Consider the following 20,167-nt stretch of genomic DNA (forward strand, 5'->3'; position numbering starts at 1 on the left):
CTAAGCCTACAGATAAAACCAGCCGCCCTTTCAGATAGGAGTGACTGGATGTTTCTTATTCTATAATCCGTAGCCTTTGTAGGGCGAATCTGGTTTTTTAGTAAGGATTACTGAACATATGCTGTTTTCATACCGAGGTGCCCTGCGTGCCGGGCTGATGTACCTGCTGGTTTCGATTGTGTGGATTCAGCTCAGCCATCAGGTATTGATCAACTTTATCGATGAACCCGTGGAGCTGGGCCGCTGGCTTCAGATACGCGGTTACCTGTGGGTCAGCCTCAGTGCCCTGGCGATCTACCTGCTCTGCGCGCACTTTGCCCGGGCGAACCTGATCCAGCAGCCACTGAAGGAAAACCGCGAGCGCCTGCGCCAGGCCGCCGCCGTGTTCGATTGCACCCGCGAAGGAGTGCTGGTCACCGATGCCCTGGGGCTGATTGTTCACGTCAACCGGGCCTTTATCGAAATCACCGGCTACCAGTGCGAAGACGTGCTGGGGCACCAGCCGAGCCTGTTCAAGTCCGGGCGCCACTCGGCCAGTTTCTACCAGGCGATGTTCGAGACGCTGGAACGTGACGGTGAATGGAGCGGTGAAATCTGGAACCGCCGTAAAAGCGGCGAAATCTATCCACAGTGGCAGACCATCCGGGTGATCCGTGATGAGCAGGGCCATATCAGCCACTACGTCGCGGTGTTCTCCGATATCAGCGCCATCAAGCACTCCGAGAGCGAGTTGGCGCACCTGGCCCATCACGACCCGCTGACCGACCTGCCCAACCGCCTGCTGTTCACCGATCGTGCCGAACAGGCCCTGGCCTCCGCGCAGATCCATAAACGTGGCTGCGCCTTGCTGCTGCTCGACCTCGACCATTTCAAGATCATCAACGACAGCCTCGGCCATAACGTCGGCGACCAGTTGCTCAAGGCCGTCGGCGAGCGCCTGCAAGGCCTGTTCGGCCCCGGCGTGACCCTGGCGCGCCTGGGCGGTGACGAGTTCGCGGTGCTGGCGGAAAGTTGTCCACAGGTGGGCCAGGCCGCCGCCCTGGCGCAACGTATTCTCGACGCGATGAAAGAACCGGTCATCTTCGACGGCCATCAACTGTTTATCAGCGTGAGCATCGGGATCAGCCTGTTCCCCAGCGACGCGCTGAGCGCCGAGCAACTGCTGCGCAACGCCGACTCCGCGTTGTTCAAGGCCAAGAGCGCCGGCCGCGAAGGCTATGCCTTGTACACCGAAGAACTTACCGCCCACGCCCAGCACCGCGTGGAAATGGCCGGTGAACTGCGCCGCGCGCTGGATCAGCAGGAGCTGCGGGTTTACTACCAGCCAGTGCACGACCTGCAAGACAGCCGAATGATCGGCGTCGAAGCCCTGGTGCGCTGGCAGCACCCGGAGCGCGGGCTGGTGCCGCCGGGGGAATTCATCCCGATTGCCGAGCGCACCGGACTGATTGCCGACATCGACGCCTGGGTCATGGACCAGGCCTGTCGCCAGATGTGCCAGTGGCTGGCAGACGGTGCACCGTTGACGTTTCTCGCGGTGAATGTGTCCAGCCGCCTGTTTGCCCGGCGTGAGCTGTATGAGCAAGTGGCCAAGGTGCTGCACGACACGGGGCTGGATCCGGCGCTTTTAGAGCTGGAAGTCACCGAAAGCGCGGTGATGGAGGACCCGGAAGTCGCCCTTGAGCAAATGCATCGCCTGCGTGAGCTCGGCTTACGCCTGGCTATCGACGACTTTGGCACCGGTTATTCATCGCTGCTGCGGCTCAAGCGCTTGCCGGTGCAGAAGCTCAAGATCGACCAGGGTTTTGTCGCCGGGTTGCCATGGGATGAAGACGATGCGGCGATTGTGCGGGTAGTGATCGCGTTGGCTCAGAGCATGGGCATGCAGGTGCATGCCGAGGGCATCGAGCAGGTTGAGCAGGCGCGGTTTCTATTGGAACAGCGCTGTGACCTGGGCCAGGGGTACTGGTTTGGTCGGCCGATGCCGGCCAGTGAGCTGGATTGGGCGAGGGCGCCGACCATTCGTTAACCACCGCCTGTCCTGATTTCAAACAGGGCCAAAATGTGGGAGCGGGCTTGCTCGCGAAGGCGGTGGGTCAGTCAGCAAATCTGTCACTGACCCACCGCCTTCGCGAGCAAGCCCGCTCCCACATTTGGATCTCCACACGGCTTTATTTCACGGGTCGTCCCGCAAAACCCCTCGCAACCCCTCGTCCCACCAGAAAATTCTTTCTGGTTATATAAACATTCTTAAATAGTATTTTTAAGAATATCCGCGCTTATCTACTATCGCCCTCACGCCGCAAGCAGTGCCGCCACTGCGAGGCACTTCTCATTTCAGGAGCACGACCATGAGCGCATCTCTACGTAGCGTTGACGGCCAGGACGAAGCAGCCATTTTGCGCGAGATCCAGAGCGCCCTGCGCGATCTGCGGTTTGGCGCGGTGGAAATCACTGTGCACAACGCCCAGGTAGTACAAATCGAACGCAAAGAGAAATTCCGTTTGCAGAACCCGGGCAACAAACCGAGCTGAGCAACTCCGGCGATTCGATTGCAAGACCCGCAACTATAAGAAAAAAGCCAACACCCAAGAATTTCAGGAGCCTTCTATGTCGTCGATTCGCCGTTATGCCCTGGCAGCACTGGCCAGTGCCGTGTTTGCCGGTTCCGCTGTTGCCAAGGATTACGAACTGCTCAACGTGTCTTACGACCCCACCCGCGAGCTCTACCAGGACTACAACGCTGAATTCACCAGCTTCTGGAAGCAGTCGCACCCGGGTGACAACGTCAAGATCCAGCAATCCCACGGTGGTTCGGGCAAGCAGGGCCGCGCGGTAATCGACGGCCTGCGCGCCGACGTCGTGACCCTGGCCCTGGCCGGCGACATCGACGAAATCGCAAAACTGGGCAAGACCCTGCCGGAAAACTGGCAAACCCGCCTGCCGGACGCCAGCACCCCGTACACCTCGACCATCGTGTTCCTGGTACGCAAGGGCAACCCTAAAGGCATCAAGGATTGGGGCGACCTGATCAAGAAAGACGTGTCGGTGATCACCCCGAACCCGAAAACCTCCGGCGGCGCCCGCTGGAACTTCCTAGCCGCCTGGGCCTACGGCCTGAAAGCCGGTGGCAGCGAAGCCAAGGCCCAGGAATACGTGAAAGAGCTGTTCAAGCACGTGCCGATCCTCGACACCGGCGCGCGCGGTTCGACCATCACCTTCGTCAACAACGGTCAGGGTGACGTGTTGCTGGCCTGGGAAAACGAAGCCTTCCTGGCCCTGAAGGAAGACGGCGGCGCCGACAAGTTCGACATCGTTGTACCTTCGCTGTCGATCCTCGCCGAGCCGCCAGTGGCCGTGGTCGACAAGAACGCCGAGAAAAAGGGCAATACCGAGATCGCCACCGAGTACCTCAAGCACCTGTACAGCCCGGCTGGACAGGAGATTGCGGCGAAGAACTTCTACCGCCCACGCGATGAGAAAGTCGCCGCCAAATACGCCCAGCAGTTCCCGAAACTGGACCTGGTGACTATCGACAAAGACTTCGGCGGCTGGAAAACTGCCCAACCGAAATTCTTCAATGACGGTGGCGTGTTCGACCAGATCTACTCGGCGCAGTAAGCAAAATCAAACTGTAGGAGCCAGCTTTCTGTGGGAGCCGGGCTTGCCCGCGATAGCATCACCTCGGTGTAACTGATACACCGAGGTGCCGGCATCGCAGGCAAGCCAGCTCCCACAGAAGCTCGCTCCTACAGTGGTATCTACCCGCTAACCAAGGACTCTTATGTCGCGTCGTATCTCCCCCGTCATACCCGGCTTCGGGCTGACGCTGGGCTACACCGTGGTGTACCTCAGCCTGATCGTACTCATCCCCCTTGCGGCGATGTTTGTACATGCCGCTCAACTCACCTGGGATCAGTTCTGGAACATCATCTCCGCACCGCGTGTGCTGGCGGCGTTGAAACTGAGCTTCGGCACTGCGTTGTATGCCGCGATCATCAACGGGGTGATCGGTACCCTGCTGGCATGGGTACTGGTGCGCTACACCTTCCCCGGGCGCAAGATCATCGATGCGATGATCGACTTGCCGTTCGCCCTGCCCACCGCCGTCGCCGGTATTGCACTCACCGCGCTGTACACGCCCACTGGCCTGGTAGGCCAGTTCGCCGCCGACCTGGGCTTCAAGATCGCCTACACCCCCCTGGGCATCACCCTCGCGCTGACCTTCGTCACGCTGCCATTCGTGGTGCGTACCGTGCAGCCGGTGTTGGCCGATATCCCCCGGGAAATCGAAGAAGCCGCCGCCTGTCTCGGCGCCAAGCCCCTGCAAGTGTTCCGCTACATCCTGGTACCGGCGCTGCTGCCGGCCTGGTTGACCGGCTTCGCCTTGGCGTTTGCACGAGGTGTCGGTGAGTACGGCTCGGTGATCTTCATCGCCGGCAACATGCCGATGAAAACCGAGATCCTGCCGTTGCTGATCATGGTCAAGCTCGACCAATACGACTACCACGGCGCCACGTCCATCGGTGTGCTGATGCTGGTGGTTTCCTTTGTCCTGCTGCTGCTGATCAACTTGCTGCAGCGGCGCATCGAACACCCATAAGGAGGCGCGGAACATGTCCCAATCGTCTATTTCCGCCGCGTCCTCGGCCAACGCTGCCCGTCGTGGCAGTGCGGTGTCCCGACGCATCCTGATCAGCCTTGGCTGGCTGGTGTTCTTCCTGTTTTTGTTGCTGCCGCTGTTTATCGTGGTGTCCCAGGGCCTGAAGAATGGCCTGGGTGCGTTCTTCACCGCGATCCTTGAGCCGGACGCGCTGTCGGCATTGAAACTCACGGTGATCGCCGTGGTGATTTCGGTACCGCTCAACGTGGTGTTCGGCGTCAGCGCCGCCTGGTGCGTGAGCAAGTACTCGTTCCGTGGCAAAAGTATCCTGGTGACCCTGATCGACCTGCCGTTCTCGGTATCGCCGGTGATCGCCGGCCTGGTCTACGTGTTGATGTTCGGCGCCCAGGGCTTCTTTGGCCCGTGGCTGCAAGACCATGACATCCAGATCGTGTTCGCCTTGCCGGGCATCGTGCTGGCGACCATCTTCGTCACCGTGCCGTTCGTGGCGCGTGAGCTGATCCCGCTGATGCAGGAGCAGGGCACCCAGGAAGAAGAGGCCGCGCGCCTGCTGGGCGCCAACGGCTGGCAGATGTTCTGGCATGTCACCGTGCCGAACATCAAGTGGGGCCTGATCTACGGCGTGGTGCTGTGTACCGCGCGGGCCATGGGTGAGTTCGGTGCGGTGTCGGTGGTGTCCGGTCACATTCGCGGCGTGACCAACACCTTGCCGCTGCACGTCGAGATCCTCTACAACGAATACAACCACGTCGCCGCGTTTGCCGTCGCGAGCCTGTTGCTGATCCTGGCGCTCTTCATCCTGCTGCTCAAGCAGTGGAGCGAGAACCGTATCAACCGCCTGCGCAAAAGTGCTGGTGAGGAATAAGTCATGTCGATCGAAGTCCGTAATGTCAGCAAGAATTTCAACGCCTTCAAGGCCCTGAACAGCATCAATCTGGACATCCAGAGTGGCGAGCTGGTGGCGTTGCTGGGCCCGTCCGGCTGCGGCAAGACTACCCTGCTGCGGATCATCGCCGGTCTCGAAACCCCGGATGCCGGCAACATCGTGTTCCATGGTGAAGACGTCTCCGGCCACGACGTGCGTGATCGCAACGTCGGCTTTGTGTTCCAGCACTACGCGCTGTTCCGCCACATGACCGTGTTCGACAACGTCGCGTTCGGCCTGCGCATGAAACCGAAAAACCAGCGGCCCACCGAAAGCCAGATCGCAGTGAAAGTCCACGAGCTGCTGAACATGGTGCAGCTCGATTGGCTGTCGGATCGCTACCCGGAACAACTCTCCGGCGGCCAGCGCCAGCGTATCGCCCTGGCGCGCGCCCTGGCGGTAGAGCCGAAAGTGCTGCTGCTGGATGAACCCTTCGGCGCCCTGGATGCCAAGGTCCGTAAAGAACTGCGCCGCTGGCTGGCGCGCCTGCACGAAGACATCAACCTGACCTCGGTGTTCGTGACCCACGACCAGGAAGAAGCCATGGAAGTGGCGGACCGCATCGTGGTGATGAACAAGGGCGTGATCGAGCAGATTGGCTCACCGGGCGAAGTCTACGAAAACCCGGCCAGTGATTTTGTTTATCACTTCCTCGGCGACTCCAACCGCCTGCATTTGGGTGAAGACAAGCACGTGCTGTTCCGCCCGCATGAAGTGTCGCTGTCGCGCCATGAACTGGAAGACCACCACGCGGCTGAAGTGCGTGATATTCGCCCGCTTGGCGCGACCACCCGGGTGACCCTGAAGGTCGAAGGCCAGAGCGAACTGATCGAAGCCGAAGTGGTAAAAGACCACGACAGCCTGACCGGCCTGGCGCGGGGTGAGACGTTGTTCTTCAAGCCCAAGGTCTGGCAAAAAGCCTAAAAGCGCCGCAAAACCCATGTGGGAGCGGGCTTGCTCGCGAATGCGGTGGTTCAGTCGGTACATCCGGTGACTGACACTCCGCTTTCGCGAGCAAGCCCGCTCCCACATTTGGATCTCCAGTGTTGCTCAGGCCGTGGCGTTCTTGTGCCGCACGGCCACGGGCCCCGAGCGCTCTTCAATCTGCCGCTTCAGGTCATGCCGCAGCCCCACCAGGAACGCCAACTCCGCCACCACAAACAACGGCCCCACGATCAACCCGGACACGTCATCGACAAACGCCGGTTTGCGCCCCTCGTAGTAATGCCCCACAAACTGGATCACCCAGCCCACCACGAACATGCCGATGCCACTGCTCAGCCACACCAGCGTGCTTTGCGCCGCCAGCACATGCCCGGCCCACACCGACAGGCCCATCAGCACCGTCATCAGCACGCCGAGCGCCAGTTCCAGGCGCAGGTAGAACCATGCCGAAAGCAGCGCCACTACCACCGCGGGCGACAGCCACAGCCCGGCCACCGTCCATTCGGGGCGTGACAGCAGCACGGCCACGGCCACCACGATCAGCGGGATGCCGATAAAGTGGCTGGCGATATTGCGCGGGTCGCGGTGGTAGGCGGCGTATTGACTGAGATGGTCGACGAGGCTTTTCATTGTTGTTCCTCCTGTAGGATGTTTGATCATGCCCTGTAGGCCCACGACACACTGTCAACTGGCCGACAATCTTCGGAGTTCGCATGGATGTAGAGAAATGGCACCCACGGCTGGCCACCGGTCACTGGTACAGCCATCTGCCTGCTGATCTACAGAATAGCTTGCTGGCCAGCGCCCGGTTGCGGCAGCTGACGGCGGGGCAATACCTGTTCAAGCGCGGCGATCCGCCGTGTGGGTTGTATGCGGTGCTGGAGGGCTCCCTGCGTATCAGCGCGGTGAACGAGCAGGGCAAGGAGGCAGTGTTGAGCCTGGCGGAGTTGCCATACTGGTTCGGCGAAATCTCATTGTTCGACGGGTTGCCCCGCACCCACGATGCCTGCGCCGTCGGGCCGTGTACGTTGCTGCAGGTACCGCAGCCGGCGTTGCTGCACATTCTTGAACAGACTCCGCGTTACTGGCGCGACATGGCCCTGTTGATGAGCCAGAAACTGCGCCTGACCTTTATCAATATCGAGCAATTGAGCCTGATGCCGGCGTCGGTGCGGGTGGCGCACCGCCTGCTGATGATCGCCGAGGGCTATGGCGACATCGAGCAGGCCCGGCAGGTGCTGCAACTGCCCCAGGAAGACTTGGCCGCGATGCTGAGCCTGTCGCGCCAGACCACCAATGCGTTGCTCAAGGACCTGCAAGGCCAGGGCATCGTGCGCCTGGGCTATGGCGAGATCGAAATCCTCGACCCGCAACGTTTGCGCGAGGCGGCGCATGCCTGAGGGTGGTAGCCTGCGTTCACGATTATTCGAGGTGTGTTATGCGCGTCCTGCTAGTGGAACACGAGTCAGAGGCGGCCGAGGCGATGGGCCGCAGTCTTGAAGAGGCCAGCTACACGGTGGAGGTGGCGGCCAATGGCATGGCGGCCCTGCGCTTTGTGGAAAGCACCGAATACGACCTGGTGATCCTGGATGTGATGCTGCCGGGGCTGAATGCCTGGAAGCTGCAGCAGGCGATTCGGTTGAAGGGTGAGACGCCGATGTTGTTTTTGACCACGCCGGACGGGATTGAAGATCGGCTGCGTGGGCTGGAATTGCATGAGGATGATTATTTGCTCAAGCCGTTTGAGGCCCGGGCGTTGGTGGCGCGGGTGAAGAAGGTGTTGCGGCGGGATCGGGGGCGCTGACTGCCACTGGCTTTTGGGGTGTTTGATCGACCGCTTTCGCGAGCAAGCCCGCTCCCACATTTGACCGAGTACATCCTTTGGAATGTGGTCAAATGTGGGAGCGGGCTTGCTCGCGAAGAGGCCCTCACAGCCACCGCAACTCCAGCTACCTCAACCCATCCCGAAACTGCCCCGGCGTCATCCCGGTCCAGCGCTTGAACGCCCGGTTGAAGCTGCTGGTATCGGCAAACCCCAGCAAATGACTGATCTCCGCCAGCGAACACTCGGGATCCCGCAGATGCAGCAGCGCGAGGTTCTCCCGGCATTCGTTCAGCAGCGCATCAAACCGGCAGCCCTCATCCGCCAGATGCCGCTGCAAGCTGCGCAAACTCAAATGCAACGCCTGGGCGATGCGCTCGGCACTCGGCTCACCGTCAGGCAACTGCGCCTCAATGGCCGAACGCACCTTGCGTTCCCAGGTCAGCGGCCGCAGTTGCGCCAGGGTGCGCTTGAGCACGGTTTCATTGTGCTCGGCCAACTCGGGGTTGGCATCGTCCAGGTGGCTGTCAAAGTCCCGGGCCGCAAATTCCAGACGGTCTTCCTCGGCGGCAAAAAACACCGGCGCGCGAAATACCGTGTGCCACGGTTTGGGATCAGCCGGCTCGGGCCGCCGCAGGTACACCGCCAGCGGCGCGTACTCCCGGCCCAGGCGATTGCGGCAGGTGCGCACGTAAATCGCGGCGAACGCATCAATCGCCTCAAACGCGGGTGCGGGTGTACCGGCGGGCTGTTGCAGGCGAAAGCGGTAACGTTCGCCCTCCCGGCTAAGCTCCAGGCTCAGTGCGTCGCTGACCACCTGGTGATAGCGCACGATCCGCTCGAACACTTCCCGCAGGCTGCCGCTGGCCACCAGCGCATAACCCAGCGCGTGAAAGGTGGTGGGGCTGACAAACCGCGACACCCGCAAGCCAATCGCCGGGTCGCCGCTGGCCTGTACCGCCAGTTCCCACAGGCGCGTGGTGGCCGATAGCGGGTAGCGCGCGTTCGGATCTTCCATCAACTGCGGGTCGAGCCCGGCCTGGGCGCACAGCGCGGCGCTGTCGAGGCCCAGGGCGTCGAGCTGCTTGCGCAGGGCGCGGGTCCAGCTGGCGAGAGAGGTCGGTTCGGTCATGTTGATTGGCGCTTGCGGTCAACAGGTTGGCGTGTGGGGCTAGCGTCCCGCCAGATCGCATAGGGCAGGATGTACGCATCAATAAGACAGAGGATGGAAGCATGGACGGTACTTCTGCAAGCCCCCGGCAGATGAACGCACAACAGCGTTCAGCGCATATTCGTGAAGTGGTGCTGGCCGAGGGGCTGTTATTGCGCCAGCGCCACCCCTGGCTGCTGCATCAGGATGCGTTGGGCGCGGGCATCCTGGCCTTTGCCCTGGTGGGCATGCTGGGTTCGGCGGCGCTGTATATCACCGGGCACATGGCGTGGTGGGTGTGCCTGCTGCTCAACGCATTCCTCGCGTCATTGACCCACGAACTGGAACACGACCTGATCCACAGCATGTACTTTCGCAAGCAGCGCCTGCCCCACAACCTGATGATGGGCCTGGTGTGGCTGGCGCGGCCCAGCACCATCAACCCTTGGGTACGACGCCATATCCACCTCAATCACCACAAGGTTTCCGGCAGCGAAACCGACATCGAAGAGCGCGCAATCACCAACGGTGAACCGTGGGGCCTGGCACGTTTGCTGATGGTCGGCGACAACATCATGTCGGCACTGATCCGGGTGCTGCGCGCACCGTCCTGGAAGCACAAGCTGGGCATTCTCAAGCGCACGGCGCTGGTCTACGCACCGCTGGCGCTGCTGCATTGGGGCGCGTGGTATGTGTTCCTCGGCTTTCATGCCGCGAATGGCATCGCCAGCCTGCTGGGCGCGCCGATCGACTGGTCGGCCAACACGCTGGCGGTGATGCACGTCATCGACATCGCCGCCGTGGTGATCATCGGCCCCAACGTGCTGCGTACCTTCTGCCTGCACTTTGTCAGCTCCAACATGCACTACTACGGCGACATCGAGCCGGGCAACGTGATCCAGCAAACCCAGGTACTCAACCCGTGGTGGCTGTGGCCGTTGCAAGCGTTCTGCTTCAACTTCGGCAGCACCCACGGGATTCATCACTTTGTGGTCAAGGAGCCGTTCTACATCCGCCAGATGACGGTGAAAACGGCGCACAAGGTGATGGCGGAGATGGGCGTGCGCTTCAACGATTTCGGCACGTTTGCCCGGGCCAATCGGTTTGCGCGCCAGGAGGGACGGCTGAGCGAACTCAACCCGGTGGAAAGGACAGCGATCTGAGCAAGCGTCCCGGTCACCCTGGGGTGACCGGGTGCGATTTACTGAATGGCCTGGTAGAAGTTCACCTGTGCTTCATCCAGGTACGCGAGGATTTTCGCCGGCAGGCGCTCGGTGGGTTTCGCCGGGCCGAAGGCTTTGTAGAGCGTTTCGAAATGCGCGTGCAGGTCCGCGACGCTTTCCCACTGTTCGTTGAGAAAGAACCGGTTGGGGTTCTCTTCATCCTTATGCCATTGATAGACCACGGCCTTGTCGTGCTGGTGGGTGAGCTTTTGTGAAACGGCCGCTACATCACGATAGAACTCGGCCTGTTTGCCTTCTTTGATGGTGCCGCTGAAAACCAGGTAGAGCATGTTGGAATCCTCGGTTTGGGGAGATTGCAGAACATCTGCATCGCCAAACTAGCCTCAGTGAGCAGGCCCTTGTAGCCAGCCTGCCGCGAATTCAGAATTCGTAAAAGGCGTCGTTGCCCAATCAGGCCAGGGGGGCGAGCCAGGCGCGCAGGGTGTCGGGATGCCTTGCCAGCCAATCGATCGCGGCGTCATCCGGGGATTGCCCGCCACGGTTGAGCGCATCATCGAGTTCGGCAACGATGAGGTTGGAGAGGCGGATATTGTCCAGTACCTGGATCTCGGCAGCCGTGAGTAATACCAAGCGATCCTCGCGCGCCAGCAGCACCGCTCTATCAACACTGCCGAGTAATCCCTTGGGGTCTTTCAGGTCGCGAATTCGATAACGGTGGTGCAGGAACTGAGGATGCCACAGCGGCACGATGCCCCAGCGCCGCTGCTGATACAGCGCCTCGAACGCCTTAATACAATCGTCCTGGCTGCCCGTGCGGAACCGATATCCGGCGTCGTTCAACCCGTATTCGTCCATGATTTTCAGCGAGAAGCGGGTAATGCCCGCACCCGGGCCGATCCCCTGGATCAGCGGGTTCATCCGGGCCCGGACGTCGGGCTTGAGCAGGTCCTCGATGGATACCACGTCATGCTCGCTGACATAGTCCGGCACTCCCCACAAGGCATAAGGCTGATAGTGCAGGCCCAGTTCGCGAGTGGGCGTCACTGCCTCCACCGCTTGCTTGTACAGCCCGTGGCTGAAAGGAATCCAGGCGGAGACCAGCATGTCGACCGAGCCTTTGCGCAACTGCTCGAAGTTTTCCTCGTGCAGGGCATAGTGGCGCTCAACGGTCAGGCCCATGCGTTGCAACACCAGCGCTACCACCGCAGCGGTAACCCGATGGAACGACAAGTCTGTCACCCCTAGTCGAACGACGCGTGGGCCGCTCGCGAGATTTGTTCTGCCTGCAGCTTGGTGAGTCACCGTCATGATTTTTTCCCTATGCTAAAAATCGCCCTGGAACTCGGCGATCATGAACTCGACGAAAGCCCGAGCCTTGGATGAGATCAACCGCGCGCTGGGGTAGATCGCCCAGATATCCCGGGTTTGCTCCAGGACACAGGACGGCATGATTTCCACCAATGCGCCGCTTTCCAGTGAGGGCCTGACGTTCCACTGTGAAACAGAGACGATGCCGAGCCCACCCTCCGCGGCAAGCCGTGCACTTTCGCCGCAATTGACTCTGAGCGAACCACTGATTGCCGTGACTTTGTGTGACTGGGCACCCACGAAACGCCAATGGTCCTCGTCGCCCAGCAGGATGCAGGAATGATTGACCAGCTCCGCAGGTGAAGTCGGTTCGCCATGCGCCTGGAGGTAGGCGGGTGCCGCACACAGGATGCGTCGGTCGCAGCCGAGCTTGCGCGCCACCAGGGATGAGTCCTTCAGGGCGGCGATTCGGATTGCCACATCAATCCCGATCTCGGTCAGGTCCTGCATTTGATCGGACAGTATCAGGTCGATCTTCAGCTTCGGGTTGGCGTGCAGGAACCGGGTAATGGCCGGCATCAGGCACATCCGCGCGAAGGACCCGGGGGCGGATACTCTTAACACCCGTTTGGCCACGTCCTTGCCTTTCACCGCGACCAGATAGGCCTCGTCCACGGCTGCCAGCACCCGGATTGCATGGGGCAGAAACAGCGCACCGTCTTCGGTCAGGCTGACCTGGCGAGTGGTGCGATGCAGCAGGCGCATGCCCAGGTATTCTTCAAGCTTCGCCAGTTTGTGGCTGGCCACCGAGGGCGCGAGTCCCAGCTCCCTGCCGGCTGCGGTGATATTGCCCAGCTCTGTTGATCGCATGAACAGGTTCAACGCATCAATATTCATGCTTCGGCGCCGCTAGTGTGTGGGCGCCGGCGCGGCATCGATCTTCACGCGCAGCAGGCTGTAGGGTTTCTGGCGCAAGTCTTTGCCTGCGTGAAAGATGCTTTGGCGGTGCAGCTGATTGGCGATGAAGTACAGGTAGCCATCAGGACCGATTGACAGTGTGTCGGGCCAAAGCACACGCGGATCATGGACGATGGTCTGCCATTGCCCGTTCGCCAGCCGTTTGCGCACGCTGTTGTTTTCGTAGTCGCCGGCATACACGGCCCCCGAGGCGTCGGCTTCAAGCCCGTCCGAGGCGCCTTTTTCCCCGAGGTCTTTGACCGCCATTTCGAGCCGTGCTTCGCTGACTGTCTCGTCACGCAGCAGTGCCGTGGGGATGGCGTACAGGTGCCGACTCGACAGCGGGCAGAAATACAAGGTCTGCCCATCAGCCGACAGGGCGATGCCGTCCGAAGCCACGGCAAAAGGCTGGGTGCCGCCTTTGGCATCCCGCACTTTCAGGACCTGGCCTTCGACCGTGGGTACGAAGTTCGGGTCGACCGAGGTCGAGGGTGCACCACTGAGCCGGCGTATGGCCGTGCCACTGGCGATGTCCATGACGATGATCGCGCCCGGGCCGGTAAGTGAAGAGTCGGTGATATAGATCACGCCTTGGTCACCCACGCGAAAATCAAAGCGCATGTCGTTGACGTAGGTGCCGGGCAGCATGACGTTTTTCGGGAATACGAGGGTCTTGACCACCTTGTTGGTGGCGAGCTCAACTGCGACGAGCTTGGCACCACCTGGCTGTGGAGGCGAGAAGCCAGGCGCCGCGGTGTCCAGTATCCAGAGGCGTCCGCGCCCGTCGGCCACCACGCTTTGTACGCTGATAAACCCTTTGGCCGGGTCTTTGGGGTTGGCCTGGTTTATCGCCTGGTCAGGGTAGGGTACGACTTTGCCGTCGCGCAATTCTGCGACGGTAAACGGCACCTCGTCGCCCCAGCGAGGAAAGTTGACAAAGATGCGTCCGGTCTCGGTAACGCTCACGCCGGTGGGCATGGCATCGTGGAAGGCGTGCACCTGCTCGATGGCGCCAACGCTCTGATCGGCGGGCAGGTTCGCCGGCATGGAAGCCTGGGCGGCGGTGCCGGTGAGGGCCGCTGCCAAGGCAAGGGCAGTCCAACTGATTGGGTATTTCAAGTACATGGCAGGGCTCCAGGTTTTTCTGTTCTGGAGCCAATGGTGTCGGTTCCCGGCAGGCGAAAAAACCCGCTGATTGCCGATAACAGTTTCATTGAAATCAAGAGAATGGGCTGTCGCGCGCAAGCCTGGTTTTTTAATTGCGGGCGAGCAAGCTTGCTTCAGCAGAGGGGGTATCCACGGTGATCAGGGTTTCGATCATCGCCTTCGCCGCCGGCGACAAGCGAAACCCGGTACGGCTGATGATCCCGCAGCGGTTGTTCAAACTGTCGAGGCTGTGAGGCACGTTGCGCCAGTGCAACACCGTCAGTGCGCCACGGGCAAAGTCTTCGGCAAACGCATCCTCGGCACCCAGGCCAATCGCGTTGGACTGGTGCACGATGGCTGCCAGCGCCGCAAACTGCTCCAGTTCGATAGCGGGAGAAAAGTCGACACGCCCGCTCAGGTTGGCCAGTAGCTTGCGTACCCCGGGAGCGATCAGCGGTGTGGCCAGCGGGTAGTCAAACAAGTCGTTGGTCGAGAGGCTGTCCTTGGCCAGTAACGGGTGCCCGGCGCGGCAGAAAAATACATTGCGCCGGGGTGTCAGGGCCTGGGTCTGGAAATTCGGATCGGCCTCGAAGTGGCGCACATCGGCGATGAAGAATTCGATCTCTTCGCGACTCAAACTGCGTCCGAGTTTTTCCCAGTTATCCACATGCAAACCGCTGCGTACTCGTGGATGAGCGCCGACAAACCGTGCGATTGCTCCAGGCACCAGGTTCACCGCCGCCACGGCATCGCAGCCAAAGCGCAATTCGCCGGCGTCGAGCTTGGTCATGCGGGTGACTTCGTGGCTCAGCCGCGCCGCCCCCTGAACGAGCGACAAGGCATGTTGCAACACCACCTGGCCCTCGGGAGTGGGGCGCAGGTCTTTGTGGGCGCGGTCCACCAGCACACAGCCAAACTCCTGTTCCAGGCTTTGGATGCTGCGGCTGAACGCCGGCTGGGTAATGCCCATGGCGTCGGCGGCGCGCACAAAACTGCGGTACTCATTCAGAGCAATGAAGTAGCGCAGTTGGCGAAGGTCCATGGAGTTTTCCGGCGTCCTGAAGGAAACCGCGATTCTAATCGCCTCGCTTATTCCGCAAAAGAATGTTCATTGTTTTATCTAGATTCAAATTGCATATCCATAGAGCCTGTGCGGTAGGTGGCCGGGCTGAACACCCGGGTGAGTATCAGCATCGCCACCACCGTCAGCGTCAGCACCATCCAGGCGCTTACGAAACTGCCAGTCAATTCCCGCAGCCAGCCGGTCAGCCACGGTGATACGGCGTTGATCAAAAAGCCCACGCCCTGGACGAACGCCGCCAGTTGGCCGGCCTCCCGAGGGTCGCGGCGGTGATCCAGGGTCAGCAACAGGCTCAGGGCGAAACACGCTCCCAGGCCGAAACCGATCAACGCCACCCACAGGTGGGGGAATTCCAGCGGCGCCGTCAGCAGGCCGATATAGCCCACGGTCTGGGCCAGCAGGCTGATGCTCAGTAACGGTCGACGATCAATGCCACGTTGCGCCAGTGCGGGCATCAGCAGCGCGGCGATTACCTGGAAGATCGTCATGAACGCCAGCAGCGAACCACTGGGCAGTACGCCCCAACCCAACTGCTGGTAGTAGGCCGGCAGCCACGCGACCATGCTCATGTAGCCGCAATTCACCAGGCCGAAATACAGCGCCAGCAACCACGCCCGACGGTTGCGCAGGCCCTGGAACGGCGCCGTCACCTGCGGGTTTTTCGCCGCACCCAATGGCAGCCACGCCCACAACAATAGTGCGCCCAGGGCCGGTAGCAGCCAGATCCCGAGCCCCGCCTGCCACTGCTGGAAATGCCCCGCCACCAATGGGCTGAGCAGCGCGGCCAAGCCACCGCCGCCCATCAGCGAAGCCGAGTAAACCCCCATCGCCAACGGCACGCGCTGGTGAAACTGGCGCTTGATCATCGCCGGCACCAGCGCCTGAATCAGCGCCACACCCGCACCGCCGAACAATGCGGTGGCCAGCAGCGCCGGCGCCTGGCCAAACAGCCAGCGCGCGAGGCACGCCAGCAGAATCATCATCAAGCCCAGGGCGATTCCGCGACGCTCCCCCAGCTTCGCCTCCAGGCGCACACCTACCAGCGCCACCAGGCCCATGCAGATCACCGGCAGGCTGGTGAGCAGGGCGCTGCTCTGGAAACTCAGGCCGGTGGCCAGACGGATTTCCCCCAGCAACGGGCTGATGGAACTGAGGATCGGTCGCAGGTTCAGGCCCAGTACTACCAACAAACCCCAACCGGCGAGCTTGCCTGCGAATGAATTATTCAGCGTCATGCAGGGCCTGCCACTCGCGGTAGAGGGCTTGCATCGCTGCCTGCGGCAGGTGCTGTACGGGCAATTTTTGCTCCGCCAGCGGCAGCGCCAGTTGCTGGTAGATCGCTGCTGTGGACAAACCAAAGGGCGCCGCCACGTCGTTGCTGGCAGCGAACACCACGCGGGATATGCCGCACAGGTGCATCGCACTCAGGCACATCGGGCAGGGCTGGCCGCTGGCGTAGATCACACAACCGTCGAGGCGCGGGCCGAGTTGTTGGCTGGCGGCACGGATGGCGAGCATCTCGGCGTGGGCGGTGGGGTCCCGGCTCAAGTGGATTTCGTTGACCGCTTCCACCAGCACCTTGCCGTCGCGCACCAGCACGGCACCAAACGGGCGGCCACCAGCGGCTACGTTGGCCTTGGCCAGTTGCACGGCGTGATGCAGATGCTGTTGATCGTCAGTCATGGAAAACCCCTCGTGCGCAATGAGGCGTGAAGTATGGGCAGCCACGGGGGTATTCTGAAATTAAATATAACCATGCCAATCAGTGGCAAATGGAATGGTGAGCCCATGTTCGATCCTGTGTTGTTGCGCAGCTTTGTTGCCGTCGTCGATTGCGGCAATTTCACCCGCGCGGCCGAGCGGCTGCACTTGACCCAGTCCACGGTCAGCCAACAGATCCGCCGCCTGGAAGATGCACTGGGCAGCCAGGTGCTCGACCGGGATCAGCGCCGCGTGGTGGCCACGGTGGAGGGTGAGCGGTTGCTGGCGTATGCGCGGCGCATCCTGGCGCTGCACGAAGAGGCGGCCGACGTGCTGATCAATCAGCAGAGCGATGGCGTGTTGCGCCTGGCGGTGCCCGAGGATTTTGCGGCCGAGCGCCTGATGCCGCTGCTGTCGGCGTTTGTGCAGGCTTATCCCCGGGTGCGCTTGGAGGTCACCAGCGGCTTGGGGCCGGAATTGTTGCGGGATTATCGCGGCGGTGAATTCGACGTGCTGCTGGTCAAGCAAATGGGTGACAGCGATGACTGCCTGGTGTCCTGGCCGGAGCCGTTGTGTTGGGTCGACAGCCGCAGTTCGCCGTCCCTGGGACGTGATCCGCTGCCGTTGGTGGCGTTTCCCGCTGGCGGCCTGTACCGCAATGAAATGCTGCATCACCTGGAGGTGGGCGGCTGGCGCTGGCGCATCGGTTATTCCAGCGCCAGCTTGGCCAGCGTGTGTTCGGCGGTGGCGGCGGGGCTGGGGATCAGCCTGTTGCCGGTGCGGGTGGTGCAGCCCGGGCACGTGGTGTTGGGCGCGGACAGCGGTTTGCCTGCGGTGCAGGGCGTGCGGCTGGCGCTGTATGGCCGTAACGGCCTTGGTGCGGCCGGGCAGGCGTTGCTACGCCAATTGCAGGATTTGTGTGCCGGTAATCCACGCTGAGCCATGCCTTCAGTGAATATTTTGTATGCCTCAAAAGCATTGAGATTTTCCCCCTCGGCGCCAGGCCGCGCAGGACGTGGCTTCGGCGTATCCGGATGTTTCGGTTATTCAATTTAGATCTATCTATAACTTTAAAGATTACTTTAAGAGATAAGCGTCTGCCCCCGATGATTCAGCCCTCGACGGCCGCCAAGGCAGGCCCGTCGGTTTTTTTGCTTAAGACCGCAGGGGAGTTAATCAATGGGCAATGTCCAGACCGCCGCCAGTGCACAAGAGGCGCAGTGGCGCCACGCACCGGGTGGTGAGTTGGTCGACCTTGGCCGGCCGCATCGCGCGCCGTTGGGGCAGTTGCGTACGCAGAAAACCCCGAAGGGTGTGTTGAGTCGGCGTGAAGCGATCCTGTTGGGGATTCTCGCGCTGGCCTTGCATGGCGCGGTGATCTATTGGGTCAGCCAGAAGCCAACCCCGGTGCTGCCGATTGTGCCGCCGGAAATCCCGCCGATGACGATCGAATTTTCCCAGCCGGCACCGCCGGTCGTGGAGCCGCCACCGCCTGTACCGCCACCGCCGCCGCCACCGGTTGTCGAGCCACCGCCGCCGGTGGTTGATGAATTGGCCGCCAAGCCGGCGCCGAAAAAGATTCCGAAACCCAAGCCGGTGCCAAAGCCTGTGCCCAAGCCCGCACCGAAACCGGTAGCCGAGCAGCCGCCCGCGCCGCCTGTACCCGCGCCACCGGCTCCAGCACCGCCGGCACCGCCTGCGCCCGCGCCGGTCACACCGGCCTCGGCCAACGCCGCGTACCTGAAGAACCCGGCGCCGGAATACCCGTCACTGGCCCAGCGCCGGGGTTGGGAAGGCACGGTGCTGTTGCGGGTGCATGTATTGGCCACCGGCAAGCCGGGTGAGATCCAGATTCAGAAAAGCAGTGGTCGCCAGCAACTCGACGAAGCCGCACTGGCTGCCGTGAAGCGCTGGAGTTTTGTACCGGCCAAGCAGGGTGATGTGGCCCAGGACGGCTGGGTCAGCGTACCGATCGATTTCAAGATTCATTAATTATTGGATGCGGTGTGTTGGACACATCGCGACCTGCACAGAGGGAAAACATCATGGCATTAGCATCTCCAACTGAATCCATCGAAAGCGCGGTGATCTGGCTGCTGGTGGTCTTTTCGGTCGCTACCTGGGGCCTGGCCCTGCTCAAGGGCGTCCAGTTCGGCCGCCTCAAGTCCCAGGATCGCAAGTTCCACAAACAGTTCTGGGCGGCATCCAGCCTGGACTCGGCCGCTGAGTTGGCCGAAACCAAACCCGGCGCCGCCGCTCGTGTGGCCCAGGCCGGTTACGCCGCGATCCAGGTGGGTGAGGCGCCACACGCTGCTGACCTGAGCCAGGCGATCAACCATCAGGACCGTCTTGAACGCGCTTTGCGCCAACAGATCGTGCGTGAGCGTCGCTCCCTGGAAACCGGCCTGGCCGTGGTTGCGAGTATCGGCAGCACCTCGCCGTTTATCGGCCTGTTCGGCACTGTGTGGGGGATCATGGAAGCCCTGAAAGGCATCAGCGCCGCCGGTTCCGCCAGCCTCGAAACCGTGGCCGGGCCGATCGGTGCGGCACTGGTTGCCACGGGTGTGGGTATTGCCGTCGCGGTGCCGGCGGTGCTGGTCTACAACTACTTCCTGCGTCGCCTGAAGCTCACGGCTGCTGACCTGGACGACTTCGCCCACGACTTCTACAGCCTGGCGCAGAAGAACTCCTTCCGCGTGCTGCTGCACCCGACGCTGAGCAAGGCCGGTGCCCAGGGTGGCGCGCAAAAAGTGAAGGAGGCGTCCTGAGATGGCCTTCTCCACGCAAGACAGTGATGAGGTGCTGAGCGAGATCAACGTTACGCCGCTGGTGGACGTGATGCTGGTGCTGCTGGTGGTGTTTATCGTCACGGCGCCGTTGTTGACCAATGCGATTCCGATCAACTTGCCCAAGACCGAGGCCGTGGCCCCGGTGGAGCAGAAGGACCCGCTGGTGGTGAGCATTGATGCGGCCGGGAAACTGTTTATCAACAAGGATGAAATCCAGCCGGATTTGCTGGAATTCAACTTGCAGTCGGCCAAGGCCAAGGACCCGGATGTGCGGGTGCAACTGCAGGCTGATGATGGAGTGAACTATGGCGAAGTGGCGCGAGCCATGGCGTCGATCGAGCGGGCGGGGATTACCAAGCTGTCGGTGATTACTGCACGTTAGTTTCAAATGCCTCGACAATTTTTTTGGCCGTCTCCTTGGCAGGGTGCGGCCTTTTTTTTGCTTTGGGGGGAGTACATATCCGTTATTTAGGTAACGGCTACTTATGGTTCCGCTCTTACAGCGGCTCACTTTTGAACAGCGCAAAAGTAAGCA

22 protein-coding genes are annotated in these 20,167 nt (G+C 61.5%); 13 read left to right on the forward strand and 9 right to left on the reverse strand.

Annotation, left to right across the window (positions count from 1 at the left end):
* Positions 1–118: 118 nt before the first annotated feature.
* The 6 genes from dibA (at position 119) to A462_RS21375 (ending at position 6,473) form a co-directional block, all read left to right on the forward strand.
* A complete protein-coding gene (dibA, locus tag A462_RS21400) occupies positions 119–2,029 on the forward strand; it encodes a phosphodiesterase DibA (RefSeq protein WP_008433689.1) in 1,911 nt (636 codons plus the stop codon).
* A 322-nt stretch (positions 2,030–2,351) separates the two neighbouring features.
* Positions 2,352–2,534, forward strand: coding sequence for a sulfur starvation response protein OscA (gene oscA / locus A462_RS21395; protein WP_003170956.1), 183 nt, complete (start codon positions 2,352–2,354; stop codon positions 2,532–2,534).
* Between the two features lie 76 nt (positions 2,535–2,610).
* Positions 2,611–3,621 (forward strand): sulfate ABC transporter substrate-binding protein, encoded by a 1,011-nt coding sequence (locus A462_RS21390; RefSeq protein ID WP_003218143.1) that lies wholly within the window; start codon positions 2,611–2,613, stop codon positions 3,619–3,621.
* A gap of 163 nt (positions 3,622–3,784) precedes the next feature.
* Positions 3,785–4,603, forward strand: a complete 819-nt coding sequence (gene cysT / locus A462_RS21385; protein ID WP_003218141.1) for a sulfate ABC transporter permease subunit CysT — start codon at positions 3,785–3,787, stop codon at positions 4,601–4,603.
* Positions 4,604–4,616: 13 nt separating this feature from the next.
* Positions 4,617–5,489, forward strand: coding sequence for a sulfate ABC transporter permease subunit CysW (gene cysW / locus A462_RS21380; protein WP_003218139.1), 873 nt, complete (start codon positions 4,617–4,619; stop codon positions 5,487–5,489).
* A 3-nt stretch (positions 5,490–5,492) separates the two neighbouring features.
* Positions 5,493–6,473 (forward strand): sulfate/molybdate ABC transporter ATP-binding protein, encoded by a 981-nt coding sequence (locus A462_RS21375; protein ID WP_003218138.1) that lies wholly within the window; start codon positions 5,493–5,495, stop codon positions 6,471–6,473.
* Positions 6,474–6,599: 126 nt separating this feature from the next.
* Here A462_RS21375 and A462_RS21370 read toward each other — a convergent pair whose 3' ends face one another.
* Positions 6,600–7,124, reverse strand: coding sequence for an Mpo1 family 2-hydroxy fatty acid dioxygenase (locus tag A462_RS21370; RefSeq protein ID WP_003218136.1), 525 nt, complete (start codon positions 7,122–7,124; stop codon positions 6,600–6,602).
* Positions 7,125–7,207: 83 nt separating this feature from the next.
* On the opposite strand from A462_RS21370, the gene A462_RS21365 reads away from it, so the two are divergent.
* Both A462_RS21365 and A462_RS21360 read left to right on the forward strand, forming a co-directional pair.
* The gene (locus A462_RS21365) at positions 7,208–7,894 is read left to right on the forward strand and encodes a Crp/Fnr family transcriptional regulator (protein WP_003218134.1); all 687 of its coding nucleotides are present in this window, start codon (positions 7,208–7,210) and stop codon (positions 7,892–7,894) included.
* Between the two features lie 38 nt (positions 7,895–7,932).
* A complete protein-coding gene (locus tag A462_RS21360; RefSeq protein ID WP_003218132.1) occupies positions 7,933–8,298 on the forward strand; it encodes a response regulator in 366 nt (121 codons plus the stop codon).
* 145 nt (positions 8,299–8,443) lie between these two features.
* Here the strand turns inward: A462_RS21360 and A462_RS21355 are convergent, their stop codons facing one another.
* Positions 8,444–9,448 carry an AraC family transcriptional regulator gene (locus A462_RS21355; protein ID WP_003218131.1) on the reverse strand — a complete coding sequence of 335 codons (1,005 nt, stop codon included), beginning with the start codon at positions 9,446–9,448 and terminating at the stop codon, positions 8,444–8,446.
* A gap of 101 nt (positions 9,449–9,549) precedes the next feature.
* Between A462_RS21355 and A462_RS21350 the strand changes: the two genes are divergently transcribed.
* Positions 9,550–10,629, forward strand: coding sequence for a fatty acid desaturase (locus A462_RS21350; protein ID WP_008433701.1), 1,080 nt, complete (start codon positions 9,550–9,552; stop codon positions 10,627–10,629).
* Positions 10,630–10,667: 38 nt separating this feature from the next.
* Here the strand turns inward: A462_RS21350 and A462_RS21345 are convergent, their stop codons facing one another.
* The 7 genes from A462_RS21345 to A462_RS21315 form a co-directional block, all read right to left on the reverse strand.
* Positions 10,668–10,979 (reverse strand): putative quinol monooxygenase, encoded by a 312-nt coding sequence (locus A462_RS21345; RefSeq protein WP_003218128.1) that lies wholly within the window; start codon positions 10,977–10,979, stop codon positions 10,668–10,670.
* Between the two features lie 121 nt (positions 10,980–11,100).
* Entirely contained in the window at positions 11,101–11,958 is an 858-nt protein-coding gene (locus tag A462_RS21340) for a glycine betaine ABC transporter substrate-binding protein (protein WP_083853196.1), read from the reverse strand.
* 15 nt (positions 11,959–11,973) lie between these two features.
* On the reverse strand, positions 11,974–12,855 hold the full coding sequence (locus tag A462_RS21335) for a LysR family transcriptional regulator (RefSeq protein WP_008433706.1): 882 nt from the start codon (positions 12,853–12,855) through the stop codon (positions 11,974–11,976).
* Positions 12,856–12,867: 12 nt separating this feature from the next.
* Entirely contained in the window at positions 12,868–14,040 is a 1,173-nt protein-coding gene (locus tag A462_RS21330) for an L-dopachrome tautomerase-related protein (RefSeq protein ID WP_003218125.1), read from the reverse strand.
* Between the two features lie 130 nt (positions 14,041–14,170).
* Positions 14,171–15,103 (reverse strand): LysR family transcriptional regulator, encoded by a 933-nt coding sequence (locus A462_RS21325; protein ID WP_003218124.1) that lies wholly within the window; start codon positions 15,101–15,103, stop codon positions 14,171–14,173.
* 74 nt (positions 15,104–15,177) lie between these two features.
* A complete protein-coding gene (locus A462_RS21320; protein WP_008433709.1) occupies positions 15,178–16,377 on the reverse strand; it encodes a CynX/NimT family MFS transporter in 1,200 nt (399 codons plus the stop codon).
* Entirely contained in the window at positions 16,364–16,825 is a 462-nt protein-coding gene (locus tag A462_RS21315; RefSeq protein ID WP_008433711.1) for a nucleoside deaminase, read from the reverse strand. Before A462_RS21315 ends, A462_RS21320 begins: the two co-directional genes overlap by 14 nt.
* 105 nt (positions 16,826–16,930) lie before the next feature.
* Here A462_RS21315 and A462_RS21310 point away from each other — a divergent pair, with 105 nt between their 5' ends.
* The 4 genes from A462_RS21310 (at position 16,931) to A462_RS21295 (ending at position 20,014) form a co-directional block, all read left to right on the forward strand.
* Positions 16,931–17,782, forward strand: a complete 852-nt coding sequence (locus A462_RS21310; RefSeq protein WP_008433713.1) for a LysR family transcriptional regulator — start codon at positions 16,931–16,933, stop codon at positions 17,780–17,782.
* Between the two features lie 240 nt (positions 17,783–18,022).
* Complete coding sequence (locus tag A462_RS21305) at positions 18,023–18,835, forward strand: energy transducer TonB (protein WP_003218120.1); 813 nt, start codon at positions 18,023–18,025, stop codon at positions 18,833–18,835.
* A 50-nt stretch (positions 18,836–18,885) separates the two neighbouring features.
* Positions 18,886–19,611 carry a MotA/TolQ/ExbB proton channel family protein gene (locus A462_RS21300; protein ID WP_085984637.1) on the forward strand — a complete coding sequence of 242 codons (726 nt, stop codon included), beginning with the start codon at positions 18,886–18,888 and terminating at the stop codon, positions 19,609–19,611.
* Between the two features lies 1 nt (position 19,612).
* Positions 19,613–20,014, forward strand: coding sequence for an ExbD/TolR family protein (locus tag A462_RS21295; protein WP_003218118.1), 402 nt, complete (start codon positions 19,613–19,615; stop codon positions 20,012–20,014).
* The last annotated feature ends 153 nt before the right edge of the window (positions 20,015–20,167 follow it).

The sequence above is a fragment of the Pseudomonas sp. Ag1 genome, assembly GCF_000278565.1.
Taxonomy (GTDB): Bacteria; Pseudomonadota; Gammaproteobacteria; order Pseudomonadales; family Pseudomonadaceae; genus Aquipseudomonas.

Excerpts from the sequence above, each read along its gene's own strand:
- dibA (WP_008433689.1), top strand. The coding sequence starts at position 119 with ATGCTGTTTTCATACCGAGGTGCCCTGCGTGCCGGGCTGATGTACCTG.
- oscA (WP_003170956.1), top strand. The coding sequence starts at position 2,352 with ATGAGCGCATCTCTACGTAGCGTTGACGGCCAGGACGAAGCAGCCATT.
- A462_RS21390 (WP_003218143.1), top strand. The coding sequence starts at position 2,611 with ATGTCGTCGATTCGCCGTTATGCCCTGGCAGCACTGGCCAGTGCCGTG.
- cysT (WP_003218141.1), top strand. The coding sequence starts at position 3,785 with ATGTCGCGTCGTATCTCCCCCGTCATACCCGGCTTCGGGCTGACGCTG.
- cysW (WP_003218139.1), top strand. The coding sequence starts at position 4,617 with ATGTCCCAATCGTCTATTTCCGCCGCGTCCTCGGCCAACGCTGCCCGT.
- A462_RS21375 (WP_003218138.1), top strand. The coding sequence starts at position 5,493 with ATGTCGATCGAAGTCCGTAATGTCAGCAAGAATTTCAACGCCTTCAAG.
- A462_RS21370 (WP_003218136.1), bottom strand. The coding sequence starts at position 7,124 with ATGAAAAGCCTCGTCGACCATCTCAGTCAATACGCCGCCTACCACCGC.
- A462_RS21365 (WP_003218134.1), top strand. The coding sequence starts at position 7,208 with ATGGATGTAGAGAAATGGCACCCACGGCTGGCCACCGGTCACTGGTAC.
- A462_RS21360 (WP_003218132.1), top strand. The coding sequence starts at position 7,933 with ATGCGCGTCCTGCTAGTGGAACACGAGTCAGAGGCGGCCGAGGCGATG.
- A462_RS21355 (WP_003218131.1), bottom strand. The coding sequence starts at position 9,448 with ATGACCGAACCGACCTCTCTCGCCAGCTGGACCCGCGCCCTGCGCAAG.
- A462_RS21350 (WP_008433701.1), top strand. The coding sequence starts at position 9,550 with ATGGACGGTACTTCTGCAAGCCCCCGGCAGATGAACGCACAACAGCGT.
- A462_RS21345 (WP_003218128.1), bottom strand. The coding sequence starts at position 10,979 with ATGCTCTACCTGGTTTTCAGCGGCACCATCAAAGAAGGCAAACAGGCC.
- A462_RS21340 (WP_083853196.1), bottom strand. The coding sequence starts at position 11,958 with ATGACGGTGACTCACCAAGCTGCAGGCAGAACAAATCTCGCGAGCGGC.
- A462_RS21335 (WP_008433706.1), bottom strand. The coding sequence starts at position 12,855 with ATGAATATTGATGCGTTGAACCTGTTCATGCGATCAACAGAGCTGGGC.
- A462_RS21330 (WP_003218125.1), bottom strand. The coding sequence starts at position 14,040 with ATGTACTTGAAATACCCAATCAGTTGGACTGCCCTTGCCTTGGCAGCG.
- A462_RS21325 (WP_003218124.1), bottom strand. The coding sequence starts at position 15,103 with ATGGACCTTCGCCAACTGCGCTACTTCATTGCTCTGAATGAGTACCGC.
- A462_RS21320 (WP_008433709.1), bottom strand. The coding sequence starts at position 16,377 with ATGACGCTGAATAATTCATTCGCAGGCAAGCTCGCCGGTTGGGGTTTG.
- A462_RS21315 (WP_008433711.1), bottom strand. The coding sequence starts at position 16,825 with ATGACTGACGATCAACAGCATCTGCATCACGCCGTGCAACTGGCCAAG.
- A462_RS21310 (WP_008433713.1), top strand. The coding sequence starts at position 16,931 with ATGTTCGATCCTGTGTTGTTGCGCAGCTTTGTTGCCGTCGTCGATTGC.
- A462_RS21305 (WP_003218120.1), top strand. The coding sequence starts at position 18,023 with ATGGGCAATGTCCAGACCGCCGCCAGTGCACAAGAGGCGCAGTGGCGC.
- A462_RS21295 (WP_003218118.1), top strand. The coding sequence starts at position 19,613 with ATGGCCTTCTCCACGCAAGACAGTGATGAGGTGCTGAGCGAGATCAAC.